The organism is endosymbiont of Galathealinum brachiosum (assembly GCA_003349885.1).
GTDB lineage: Bacteria > Pseudomonadota > Gammaproteobacteria > SZUA-229 > SZUA-229 > SZUA-229.
The window spans coordinates 286,174-298,523 of sequence record QFXC01000007.1 but is presented as its reverse complement, the minus strand read 5'-3'; the positions used below and the strand labels follow the sequence as shown (position 1 = coordinate 298,523).

Sequence of the window (12,350 nt, the reverse complement as noted above, 5' to 3'; positions counted from 1 at the left end):
AAGTTTGTAGGTGCACCTGAAGGAGCACCTACAGAAGCATTACAGTTTTATTTTTCTAATGGAATATATTCAACCTTATAAACGATGGCATAGATTGCCGGTACAACAATTAATGTTAATACCGTAGCAAAACCTAAACCAAACATAATCGTTACTGCCATGGATGAGAAAAAGGCATCAAACAGTAATGGAATCATACCTAAAATAGTTGTTGCAGCAGCCATCGATACGGGGCGAACACGACTTACAGCTGAATCAAAAATGGCGTGATAAAGGTGTTTGCCTTCATGAAGTTCCAGATTGATCTGATCTACCAGAACGATACCGTTTTTAAGTAACATGCCTACTAAACTGATGAAACCAAGTAACGCCATAAAGGTAAATGCAGAGTTGGTAATTAATAAACCAAACGCCACGCCAATAATGGCCATAGGAGCCAGTGACCAGATTACCAATGGTTGTTTAATCGTGTTAAACAACAATACGGTAATGATAAACATAACGATCACCCCCATGGGTATTGCCCCCATCAATGCTCCATTTGCATCCGCAGAACTTTCTGCTTCACCGCCCCAGACTAAACTGTAACCTTTTGGCAGTTCAATCGCTTCAATTGCGGGTTTAACTTTTTTGTATAAATCGTTAGATGTCTCTTCGCCTAACAGGTTTGCATTTGCGATAATCGTAATGGTACGTTTTCTATCGCGTCGATTAATAACCGCATCTTCCCATTCAACGGTGAACTCTCTCACTACCTGTTCAATTGAAATATAACGTTCATAAACAGGGCTCCATATTTGCAGGCTGTGAATGGTATCAATATTTGAACGTTCATCTTCAGGTGGGCGTGCAATGATGGGAAGCAGGGTTGTGCCATCACGATACAGTCCGATAGATTTTCCTGAATAACTCATTTGTAACACGTCATCAAGATCCTGTTTACTAATGCCTGCACGTCTGGCCTGAGCTTCAGAAAACTGGGGTCTAACGACCTTGGTGCGTTTTTTCCAGTCATCGCGGATACCCACAACATTCGGTTGTTGATGTAAAATATCTTTTGCCTGAATGGAAAGTCGACGTAAAACATCCGGGTCAGGTCCAGAGAATCGGGCTTCTATTTTGCCGTCTTTACTGGGGCCTAATTCGAATTTTTTAAAGTCATAATTTACATCTGAATACTGGTCATCTAAATGCTGACTGATTGATGCGATGAATGGGTCAATCTGTTTATAGTCTTCGAACTCAACCATAAGCTGACCATAGCTGGAAAATATTTTTTCTGGCGAGTAAGTCAGCATAAAACGTGTGCCACCTTTGCCCGTATTTGAGCTTACTTTCACAACGTTGTCCTGTTGTAATATCCACTGTTCTACAGCCTGAATTTCTTTAAATGTCTGGCGTATATCCGTACCATGTTCTTTACGGTAATCAACCAGTACCATCGGTGTTGTCATTGCAGGGAAGAAAACAACTTTGACCTGCTGAAATCCGTAAATAGAGAGCACCAGTAAACCAACCGTGGTGCCAGCTGTTATCCATTTATGTCTTAAGCAGGTATCCAGTACACCTTTAAAGGCTTTAAAAAATGCTCCCTGATATGGGTCAGAGTCATCTGTGTCGGAATCCTTGTCTTTTAAAATCATATCTGCAAAGAAAGGCGTTAAACTGATTGCCGTAAACCAGCTCAGGAGTAATGAATAAAGCAGAACATAAAACAGTGAACCGAGCATTTCCCCGGTAGAATCCTGTGATAAACCGATGGGTGCAAATGCAGTAACCGCAATAACCGTCGCACCTAAAAGAGGCCAGATTGCCTGTTTTACAATGGCGCTTGCAGCTTCTATTTTTGTTTTACCACGTTGTATACCAATGAGTATGCCTTCAGTAATAACAATGGCATTATCAACCAGCATACCGAGAGCAATAATCAGCGCGCCCAGTGAAATTCGCTGTAAATCAATGCCCTGTAATTTCATAAAGGTAAAGGTGCCAATAACCGTAAGAAAGAGGATTAAACCGATCAATAATCCGCTTCGTATGCCCATAAAAACAAGCAGTACAATAATTACAATAGCAACGGCTTCAAGCAAGTTGACAGCAAAAGCTTTAATTGATGCCTCAACCAGTTTTGGCTGGTCATAAAGTGTTGATAACTCAATGCCTAAGGGGCGTGCATATTCAAGTTCCTTCAGTTTATCGTCGATGCGTTTACCAACATCAACAACATTAAACCCTGAGGCAAATGAAACACCTAGAGAAATGGCCTGTCGTCCATCAAGGGACATAAGGTGAGTGGGTACTTCCTGAAAACCACGACTAACAGTGGCTACATCTCTTAAATAAAGCAGGTTCTGGTCACCGGGGCTACTGATTAACAGGTCTTCCAGTTCTTTTACATTTTGAAATTCACCTGTTGGGTGAAAGCGTATGTTTTCAGATGAAATTTTTATGGCACCGGCATTTGAAACAATATTCTGTGTGGCAAGAATTTCATAAATGCGTTGATAAGGTATGCCCAGTTGCGTCATTCGACTAAGGGCAATTTCAACAAATACCTGTTCCTGTTGCTTGCCGGCAACTGTGACTTTACCTACACCTTCAACGAGTACCAGTTCACGACGCAGGTAATCGACATAATCATTTAATTCCTGATAGCTATATCCATCACCGATTACAGCAAATAATAAACCGAATATATCGCCAAAATCATCATTAACAAAGGGGGGCTGGACACCGGGGGGAAGGCTGGGTGCCAGGTCGTTTACTTTGCGTCGTAATTCATCCCAGATCTGTGGCAGGTCATTACTATTGTATTGACGCTTCATGGTCACGGTTATCTGTGAAAGACCATTGGTAGAAACTGAGCGAATGTAATCTACATACTGTAATTGCTGTAAGGCATTTTCCAGAGGATAGGTGACTTCTTCTTCTACCTGCTGTGGTGATGCACCGGGATACTGGGTGACAATAACTGCATCTTTAATTGTAAATTCAGGATCTTCCAGTCTGGATAATTTGCTGTAAGCAAAAGCGCCACCAATAAGAAAAATGATGGTGATTAACCAGCTGATTAGTTTGTTACGTATAGAAAATTCTGCAATATTCATAGCGTTGAATTACTTTAAGTGTAGAGAAATAAGGGATATTAAAGTTATAAACTTAATATCTTCCATTTATAAAATCCTGACAGATTTCTTTAAAGCCCTGCTTCTTTTACCCAGGGTTTTACTGTCTGGCCTTCTTTTATGAAGTTAACACCCGCAGTAATTACCTGATCCCCTGATGTTAGCCCTGATGTTATTTCAATTCCGGAACTGGTAATTTGCCCAATGGTTACTTTAGTTGCCTGAGTTTTCATTGTGTCATTATCAAGTTTCCATACCTGATAGCTGCGTGATTTAAGGTTATCATTTTCAGGAGAATAAACGGCTTCAATCGGTATGACTATTTTAGCTGTTTCAGACTCCACAAGTTTGTTGAAATTTAAATGTACATTTACACTCATGCCTGGCAATGCAATAAAATCTTTAGGAGACGGCATTGTGAGGGTCACTTTGTAAGTTCGAGTTGTCGCGTTTGCTTCAGAGTCAAACTCTTTCACGGATGTTTCATAAGACTTATCCGGGTAGGTATCAAACACAACTTTTGGTTGGGCTTTTTGATCACTGCCTTTTTTTAGTCTCGAGATGATGTTTTCAGATAATTGAAAGGTAATATCAATATCATTAACTGTTTGAATAACTAGAACAACTTCATTTTTTCTAACGTTTTCATGGTTTTTTACATTTAATTTTGAAACAACGCCATCGAAAGGTGCACGTAATTCTGTATAAGATAAATTGGCTTTAGCTAATCTTAGATCTGCTTTAGCTGCAAGCAGATTGGATTTTGCTGTATCGAAATCGGATATAGGTATTAATTGCTGCTTTACCAGTTTTTCGGTTCGGTCAAACTGTACCTGTGTTAAGTCAAATCTGGCCTGTTGTTCATCAACACGTAACTGAAAATCTGAAGCATCCAGTTGAGCTAACAGTTGCCCCTTTTTAACTTTTAAGCCGGCTTTCGCAGGTAACTTAACCAGTTCACCCCCCACACGAAAAGCCTGTTCAGAGCGGTCACCTGCTTCTACCTCACCGGGATAAACTCTTTGTACACCTGCAAGAGGGTCACCAACCGTAATAATTTTTGCTGGTCTGATAACTTCCGCTTTTACTTCGTTATTATCATTGCCACAGGCAGTGAGCGATAAAGCTGAAATAGCTGAAAGTAGGCAAATCAGGGTTTTGTGGGGTATCTGGCGAGTGCGTTTATTCATATAAATAGTTCCATTATATTTTATGGTTCAGGTTGAACCCGAATTTAGGCATAATAGCAGAATTATATAGTTAGATAAGATTATAAATCATTCAAAAGGCAACTTATGAAATCAATAAAAATGGCAATGGCAATTTATGCTTATTTAGTATGTATTTCTTTAGTCACATTTAATGCTCAGGCGGAAGTAACCCCTGAATTAATGAGATCATCGGTCGTGGTTGTGGCTCAGCCTGAATTTTCATTGACGAGTCTGAAATCATTTTCATGGGCGGATAATCATGCTGATATTTCAGCAGGGCTTCAAAAATCCAGTTTTTCCGTTTCGGCATTAATTGATGAGGCGATTGTTCAGGCAATCAGTAAAAAAGCCTATCCGATGGAGCAGGGCCCTAAAAGTAGTATGATGATTCAGTACCATGTGTCTTTAGCATCTGAAATGAGTGATACTGCTCTGACATTGAAATATGGTCTGTCTCCAGGTTTGAGAGGAAATAGTATAGAGGCAAAATCACGTGAAAAAGGCGTTCTAATTGTTGATCTGATTGATACGCAGTTAAATAATGTGGTGTGGCGTGGTGCAGTAGAAGTTTTTACCGGTATCGAAGATACAGACAATGGTCGCCAACAAAGAGTAAATGGTTTGCTGGTTGAATTGTTTAGTTCTATTCCTGATCTTAAATAGTCGGTGCTGAGTTAGGCAGGATTTAATAAAAATATAGCTACTACACTCTTATCTATGTTTCAGATACTTGTGAAGTAACTAGTATCAGGCTATAAAAATCATACTTCCAGGATCGTAGCACCGGTTATTGTATTTGGTGGTAACTTTTCGGGAGCAGGGTATACCTGAAGATATTTTATATTATCAACGGGAATAAATAACATGGCTCCGTTTGATTCAACCAGAAAGTGTCTGCTATCTAGCATTTCATTGAGTTTAGTGACCATGTCGTACTCATTGACATCCTGTTTAGGGTATTCAATCACAAGTTTTGTGCCGTCATTAAAGTAAATGGTCACGCCCTTAACTTCTTTCATTACTCTTTCCTTATTTGTTCGTATATTAGCTAAACATAGCCGAAAACAGTGCTTTCTGCTAATTAATATACATAATTTGTTATTAAATGATGACTGTGGTGTGAATTTACTGGATTCAAATAGCATTTTTTGCTAATTTCACCGCATACGTTTAAAATGTTGAAAAATACAATGGGGTCAATGGCTTATGCCTGAATTATTTACAAATGACTGGGCTACAAATTATAAAGAATTGTGGAACAGTAACGATGGCATTGCGAAGGAACTAGGTCAATCAAACTTCAATTCGGTTGTTGCTTTTGGAATAGAAGGGGAAGATGATCCTCGTGTAGTATTAACTATTTCCAATGGTCAAATTATTACTGCTGGCACGCCTAACGGGGAACTAATTAACTGGGATTTACGAGCATCCAATGAAAACTGGATGGCACTTGTAGCAAAACCACCTGGTTTGATGAAACTGGGGCTAGCATATACATCACGTAAGCTTAAATTTAAGAAAGGTGATTATGCTGTAATGATAAAGGACCCTCGTTTATCTACAGCCTTTGTAAAATGTTTTGCTTTAATGGGTAAGGCTGTTAATTAATTCAAAGAGCCCCTGTGTGAGGATTTTTTAACTAAATCTTCACACTACTTCTGCTACCTGTATTTCATTTAGATGGTTTAAACGTTCTGACGAGATGCCGGAACTGGTGAAACTGTTTTTCATTATTCGATGATTCATACCTCAATTTTGTATACAAATGAGTAATTAACTCAATTGAACTTTTATTGTTCGGTAATATCCTGATAGCTCTCTTTGAAAAATCTAATGGTCCTTCATATATCTCTCTGTGAATACCTCTGGAGTCTAACTTCCTGCAGAAGTTATTATAGGTTTTCACGACAGGATCAAGTTTCTGTTTTTTCCAGGGTTTGAAAATAATGATTGATAAAATAATAATCATTACGCTAAAACTGATCACCAGCATCAATATAATGTCAGAAAGGTTAATTTTTTTACTGGTTATCGCCTCTAATAAGTCCTGTTGAATTTTTTCATCATAACCAACTACCCATTCGTTCCATTGATTATCGACTGCATCCCAGTAAAATAAAACATCTTCAATGAAACCGCTATTAATCAACATATGAAATGGGCGATATTCAGAAGGTGCTAATGCTGCCTCAAGGTTACGTTCTATTCTCATAGGTGCTATGGCTGCTGTTGGATCAATACGTACCCAGCCCCTGTCTTTAAACCAGACTTCAGACCAGGCATGTGCATCACTATTGCGAATGGTCATTACTTTATTTAAAGGGTTTACTGTACCCCCCTGGTAACCTAAAACTACTCTTGCCGGTATGCCAGCTGCGCGCATCAGTAAGGTAAAACTACTGGCATAGTGCTCACAAAAGCCACGGCGTGAATTAAATAAAAACTGATCGACAGGATTAAATCCAGGCGTTAATGGTGGGCGTAACGTGTAATGAAAATTTTCTTTATTAAAAAGATTCAATACATGATTCACAATATCATCTTTATTCTTATATTGTTTTGATAGTTGCTTACCCAACTGAACAGTTTGGGGGTTTGTATTTATGGGGATTTTAAGTCCTGCACTTTTTTCCCACGGTGTTATTTTACTTTGAATAATATAATCAAAAATTGATGATACTTTATACTGATAAAGGCTATTTATTTTCTGCTTTGTGCGTAAATTATAGTTTTTTGTATAGAATGCATTGTCAGGTATATCGTAGGGGATATCTAATGCGAATAACCAGTTCTTCTGATGTGGTTCCATAGTTACTGTGTAACTAACTAAATCATTAGACCGTGGATATAATGTCGTAACGGGTGAAAGATTTTGTTTTCCCTGTTCCCATGTTTTACCATCAAAATACCATAAAACAAGGGCTCTCCAGTATAGTTTGTTTTGCTGGGGAATTTCTTTTTCAAAATTAACCCGGAATGCAACAGAGTTTGACTGTATCAGGTTAGAAATGTTGCCAGGAGACATGCTGTCACTCAAGCCGCTTTGAGAAGATAGATTGTCATCGGGAAGCTGCCATAAGGTTCCTGATATTCTGGGGAATAGCACAAACATAATTAACATGAGCGGGATAGCTTGCAGTAGCATTTTTACAGCGAATTTTGATTTGTATTTAAAACTAAGGGGAGCTGAACCCTGGTTAATACTAATCATGCTAATGATTAAAAATATTATAGCCATTAACATAAAAATAACAGTTGGGATGCTTTGTGAAAACAGAAAATTAGTAACAATGACAAAAAAACTTAAAAATATTAATAACATGTAATCACGGCGAGACTGACTTTCATGTAGCTTAATGGCAAGTAAAATTGATAACACAACAGAGCCTGCCGTTTTTCCAATCAGCGTGCCAAAAAATATAAATATTCCGGCTAATGATAATATACTAATTAATAATAGAAAAAATTTAGGCGGTAACCAGCGTTTATGTTTTATGCATACGAGTCGCCATAAAAATAAAACACTTATAAGAACAATTGACCATGCTGGGAACCGACCCAGATGAGGAGTAATGACAAATGCCAGTGACAATGTAACCCAGAATACAGGCGATTGACTAAGGGCATTTATTGTCTGGTTATTTAAATTCATTGTTCGTTGTGACCAAACAGGGCAAGCGCTTTTAAACATTGGTGTTTATGTTGTAAGCCAGAAGATGGAGCAATACTGGTACCCGGTATATCTACTCCATAAACAGTATTGTTTTCGCAGGCATCAATAATCATGCGACATAAAATTGATAGTCGTTGCTCTATATCCAGGGTTTCACTGGTGTTTTTCCAGCTTATCCATATCTTTCTTGAAGTTTCGTGGTTAAATAATTTTGTCTGTAGTTCACCTGTTTTAGCGATTGCTTTCCAGGCCATATGGTTAGGTAAATCACCCGCGTGGTATTGTCTGATACCAGCAAAATCATCTACACCCTGCTTATCGCTAATAGTTAAACCCTGATTATCGTCTTCTGAAAAACTGAAAGGGTGGTGATGTGAGTCTGGAGCAGGGTAAACCAGGCATTGGCTTTGAAGATTTAACCAGCTCCAGGCATGAAATAATCCCAGTGGGTATTCACTCGATAACTTAATTCGTCCGGGTGAAATATATCCCCTATGAAGTGTGCTTAATGAAAGATTACATTCGGTTTCTGTTGTCTCAATTAAATGCGCAGTTGATATTTGACCGGTTTCTGAAAGTAGCTTTAAGTTCGGACGGGTAATATTTGATACTTGCGAAATATAGACTGGAAATAAAATATCCTGCCCGGCAAAAACAGGTTCAGCGCGGCCCAGCTTTACTACAAGCTGGTTTATATTGAAGTGGGTATAGATCATTGCGAGAAAACCCAGTGCCACCAGTAGAAACGTCAGCATATAACCCAGACTGTTTTCATAGTTGATAGAGCCAAACAGAATTAGCAATAATATAAAGAGATATGTGATGCCATGACGAGTAGGCAAAATATATAACTGACGATGGTTTATGGTAATTTGAGGGTGAGTAAGGGGCTGACGTTTTTCTGCCCATTTGAGTATAAAACGTTCAAAAAACTGAGGAATTAAGGGCAGGCTGGATGCCATTAAACTGGCACCTGCTTTACAAGTAACGTTATCAGATCATTGATATTCTTACCCTGGTGCTCAGGATGTATTTGTAATCGGTGTGCAGCCACACAGGGAAGCACTTCCTGTACATCTTCAGGTAATACATGGTCACGATTCTGAAGAAATGCCCAGGCCCGGGCGCATCGTTGTAATGCAAGGCCAGCGCGAGGAGAAAGACCGCTAATAAACCAGGGAGACAGGCGACTGCTGCGTATAAGGGATAAAACATAATCCAGTATTGCCTGTGACATATGTATTTTTTCTACAGATAACTGTATTTCAATCAGTTGTTCAGGTGTGATAACGGTCTCAAGTTGCTGGATCATTTCATGGCGGTTACTGCCTTTTAATAATTCCATTTCGGCCTGTTGATCCGGGTAACCGATATTAATGCGCATCAGGAAACGATCGAGTTGTGATTCAGGCAAAGGAAATGTACCTACCTGTTCCATCGGGTTCTGAGTCGCAATAACGAAGAATGGGGTGGGTAAAGTTCGGGTTACACCGTCCTGCGTGACCTGTTTTTCTTCCATTGCTTCAAGTAATGCACTTTGAGTTTTAGGTGTAGAGCGATTAATTTCATCAGCAAGCAGTACCTGTGTGAATATGGGGCCCTGATGAAACGTGAATGACTGTTTGTGTGCATCAAATATAGAAACACCTAATACATCGGAAGGCAATAAATCGCTGGTGAACTGAATACGTTGAAAATCGAGCCCAAAAACACGAGCCAGTGTCAGTGATAGAGTGGTTTTGCCAACTCCAGGTAAGTCCTCAATTAACAGATGTCCACCGGCTAGCAGGCAGCTAAGGGCGAGTTGAATTTGCCTGTCTTTACCCAGAATAATAGAAGAAATTGATTTTGAAGTAAGTTTTATTAACTGCTGGCGTTGATCAATATTTAAACTAGACTGCTGAGGCATAAAAAATTCTCATAATAATTGCTATAAGACTGTGTTTTTGATGTGTGGTTCCATTTATGAGTATAGAGCTTAGTGGAGTAATATTCACAGGTACTATATAAGAATTTAGTTGTATCGCTTAACGAATATAAAAAGCGGAAAGCCGATTGTTCGGATTCATCTCTGTTCAGCTTACTTGCGATTAAATCACTGTTTTCTATCACTTTTGTGTCAAACAGCAGCTATACTCTATTCACTTTAATTTATAAAAATTTTAATCTGAAAACCTGTGCCTGCTCATAAAACAGTTAATTTAAATGCCCCGGGTATGCCTGATTTGCCCGCTATTGCCCGTGATTTTCTGGAATTAGCTCAACATACGGATGATATGGAGCAGGCGGTTAATCAGTTGATGGAAAAATATCCGCAATTTTTTCAGCGGTTGCTTAAAATTATTAACTCAGATCATTTTAATTTAACAACAAAAGTACAAACCATTTATCAGGCAATTAACTTGTCGGGTATTGAGCGAGTTACGCAAATAGCGATTATTCAGATTATTTATCGCACGTTAAATCAGTATAAAATTTTTGGTCTGGATATGCCTGCTTTCTGGCAGGACTCGTTGCGTCGTGCTGTTAGTGCAAAAATGGTCGGTGAATTAATCGGGCTTGATGCCAGCCTGTGCTTTACCGCTGGATTCATTCAGGATATCGGGTATCTGTTGCTGTTTCTAGAACAGCCAGACAAAGGTGCGCTCTGGTCTGAGTTTCGAAAACGTGAGCCGGAAGCCCGCTTAAGTATGGAACAGAATATATTCAATTTACAGCATGATGCACAGTTAAGTATTTTTATGAAAGCGTGGGGTATATTTCCGCAAATAAAAACCCAGTTAACTCATCATCACAATTGTAGCAAATCAAATTTAAGTGATGCCGGTTTTACAGAGCTGGATAAACAGCTTTGCAAAGTGGTTCATTGTGCAGACTGGATGACGTCAGTTTATACCGCTGATGATAAAAGTTATGTTATTAATAGATGTAGAAAAATGTTGTCTGACGATTTTTTCATGGAACCCTATCGAGCAGAAGAGTTACTTGAGGCAATACCGGATGAGGTTGATTTAACCGCATTGGTGATGGGAATACATGTACATGAACATATCGCTTTTTCACAAATATTATATGAAGCAAATATCAGGTTAAATGAAGATAATGTTAATTTTCAAGAGTTAACATTACGACTTGAGCAGGCACTGGATGAACGTGATCGTCTGGCAAAAGAAATCAATCGCGATTTAAATTTAGCGAGGGAAATACAACAAAGCTTATTACCTGCGAGTCAGGGTGATGGTTTTCCGGTTAACGGAATTAATATATCGGCAAAAATTTTATCTGGTGATTTTTATGATTTCTTTGAACTGGATAATGGTGATATTTATTTTAATCTTGGCGATGTTTCCGGCAAAGGTGTGAATGCCGCATTATTAATGGCTAAAACCTGTAGCCTTTTCAGGTGTCTGGGTAAACGGATTGATGAGCCGGCTCAGTTGATGTATGAAATAAATAATGAATTATGCGAAACATCGATCCATGGCATGTTTGTAACGATGGTTGCAGGTTTATACAGGCCATCAAAAGATGAAGTGCATCTGGTAAATGCGGGAAACCCGCCTGCATTGTTATTTTTAGAAGAGGGATTCTGTCAGGAATTTGAAGCAACAGCACCTCCATTGGGTGTGATGCCTGATACGCTTTATACAAAATCAATAATAAAATTAGGCAGTGGCAGTCTGTATATATACTCTGATGGTGTAACGGAAGGATTTGTTAATGAAAAGTCTATGCTTGAATTAGGTGGGTTGTTTAAGCTGATAGCCAGTATGGATAAAAAATTATCTCCAGTTGAAAGACTGAAGTTAATAGTTAATAAGTTTACGAATACGGCTCAGCCATTACGTGATGATGTGACGTTATTACTATTAGAAAAGTCTGAATAAGATGATTAGACTTGAACGTATTCATTTGTTATCCCGTGCTGATAAGCTGAAACCACTGCGACACTTTGTGCGTGATTTAGCTGAGAAACAGGGCTGTTGCCCTGAGAATCTGGACTGCATGGTTATGGCGATTAATGAAGGATGTATGAATGTAATGCAACACGCCTATCATGAGCAGGATAGTGAAGAGATTATTGTTGAATTCTGGAAAGATAAAGAAGAGTTTTTAGTAAAAATATTTGATTTTGCAGAGGGTGTAGATCTTGATTCTATACATTCAAGAGATCTTGATGATATAAGACCCGGAGGATTAGGTGTGCACATCATCAATCAGGTAATGGATAGTGTGGAATATAAAAACAACCCGAGTGGTACAGGAAATATACTGGAAATGCGAAAACAGTTAAATAATCCTGTTGTCTGTTGTATAGATGAACAATGTAAAAAATAAGGC

At 38.7% G+C, this 12,350-nt stretch carries 10 protein-coding genes; 4 read left to right on the top strand and 6 right to left on the bottom strand.

From position 1 onward, the window contains the following. Positions 1-47: 47 nt before the first annotated feature. Complete coding sequence (locus DIZ80_03995; GenBank protein ID RDH84640.1) at positions 48-3,107, bottom strand: MFS transporter; 3,060 nt, start codon at positions 3,105-3,107, stop codon at positions 48-50. Between the two features lie 89 nt (positions 3,108-3,196). After that, a complete protein-coding gene (locus tag DIZ80_03990; protein RDH84639.1) occupies positions 3,197-4,315 on the bottom strand; it encodes an efflux RND transporter periplasmic adaptor subunit in 1,119 nt (372 codons plus the stop codon). A 105-nt stretch (positions 4,316-4,420) separates the two neighbouring features. Here DIZ80_03990 and DIZ80_03985 point away from each other — a divergent pair, with 105 nt between their 5' ends. Further along, positions 4,421-4,999 (top strand): hypothetical protein, encoded by a 579-nt coding sequence (locus DIZ80_03985; GenBank protein ID RDH84638.1) that lies wholly within the window; start codon positions 4,421-4,423, stop codon positions 4,997-4,999. 98 nt (positions 5,000-5,097) lie between these two features. On the opposite strand, the gene DIZ80_03980 is transcribed toward DIZ80_03985, so the two are convergent. Further along, the gene (locus DIZ80_03980) at positions 5,098-5,355 is read right to left on the bottom strand and encodes a hypothetical protein (GenBank protein RDH84637.1); all 258 of its coding nucleotides are present in this window, start codon (positions 5,353-5,355) and stop codon (positions 5,098-5,100) included. A 187-nt stretch (positions 5,356-5,542) separates the two neighbouring features. Between DIZ80_03980 and DIZ80_03975 the strand changes: the two genes are divergently transcribed. Further along, positions 5,543-5,944 (top strand): SCP-2 sterol transfer family protein, encoded by a 402-nt coding sequence (locus tag DIZ80_03975; GenBank protein ID RDH84636.1) that lies wholly within the window; start codon positions 5,543-5,545, stop codon positions 5,942-5,944. Between the two features lie 64 nt (positions 5,945-6,008). On the opposite strand, the gene DIZ80_03970 is transcribed toward DIZ80_03975, so the two are convergent. From DIZ80_03970 to DIZ80_03960, 3 genes are read right to left on the bottom strand one after another with little or no spacing between them, the layout of a single operon-like run. Then, on the bottom strand, positions 6,009-8,027 hold the full coding sequence (locus tag DIZ80_03970) for a hypothetical protein (protein ID RDH84635.1): 2,019 nt from the start codon (positions 8,025-8,027) through the stop codon (positions 6,009-6,011). Next, entirely contained in the window at positions 7,985-8,971 is a 987-nt protein-coding gene (locus DIZ80_03965) for a hypothetical protein (GenBank protein RDH84634.1), read from the bottom strand. Before DIZ80_03965 ends, DIZ80_03970 begins: the two co-directional genes overlap by 43 nt. Continuing rightward, positions 8,971-9,918, bottom strand: a complete 948-nt coding sequence (locus tag DIZ80_03960; GenBank protein ID RDH84633.1) for an AAA family ATPase — start codon at positions 9,916-9,918, stop codon at positions 8,971-8,973. Before DIZ80_03960 ends, DIZ80_03965 begins: the two co-directional genes overlap by 1 nt. A gap of 268 nt (positions 9,919-10,186) precedes the next feature. Between DIZ80_03960 and DIZ80_03955 the strand changes: the two genes are divergently transcribed. Together DIZ80_03955 and DIZ80_03950 are read left to right on the top strand one after the other, a co-directional pair. Next, positions 10,187-11,896, top strand: a complete 1,710-nt coding sequence (locus DIZ80_03955; protein RDH84632.1) for a hypothetical protein — start codon at positions 10,187-10,189, stop codon at positions 11,894-11,896. A gap of 1 nt (position 11,897) precedes the next feature. After that, positions 11,898-12,347 (top strand): ATP-binding protein, encoded by a 450-nt coding sequence (locus DIZ80_03950; protein RDH84631.1) that lies wholly within the window; start codon positions 11,898-11,900, stop codon positions 12,345-12,347. The last annotated feature ends 3 nt before the right edge of the window (positions 12,348-12,350 follow it).

Excerpts from the sequence above, each read along its gene's own strand:
- DIZ80_03990 (RDH84639.1), bottom strand. The coding sequence starts at position 4,315 with ATGAATAAACGCACTCGCCAGATACCCCACAAAACCCTGATTTGCCTA.
- DIZ80_03985 (RDH84638.1), top strand. The coding sequence starts at position 4,421 with ATGAAATCAATAAAAATGGCAATGGCAATTTATGCTTATTTAGTATGT.
- DIZ80_03995 (RDH84640.1), bottom strand. The coding sequence starts at position 3,107 with ATGAATATTGCAGAATTTTCTATACGTAACAAACTAATCAGCTGGTTA.
- DIZ80_03960 (RDH84633.1), bottom strand. The coding sequence starts at position 9,918 with ATGCCTCAGCAGTCTAGTTTAAATATTGATCAACGCCAGCAGTTAATA.
- DIZ80_03950 (RDH84631.1), top strand. The coding sequence starts at position 11,898 with ATGATTAGACTTGAACGTATTCATTTGTTATCCCGTGCTGATAAGCTG.
- DIZ80_03965 (RDH84634.1), bottom strand. The coding sequence starts at position 8,971 with ATGGCATCCAGCCTGCCCTTAATTCCTCAGTTTTTTGAACGTTTTATA.
- DIZ80_03975 (RDH84636.1), top strand. The coding sequence starts at position 5,543 with ATGCCTGAATTATTTACAAATGACTGGGCTACAAATTATAAAGAATTG.
- DIZ80_03980 (RDH84637.1), bottom strand. The coding sequence starts at position 5,355 with ATGAAAGAAGTTAAGGGCGTGACCATTTACTTTAATGACGGCACAAAA.
- DIZ80_03970 (RDH84635.1), bottom strand. The coding sequence starts at position 8,027 with ATGTTTAAAAGCGCTTGCCCTGTTTGGTCACAACGAACAATGAATTTA.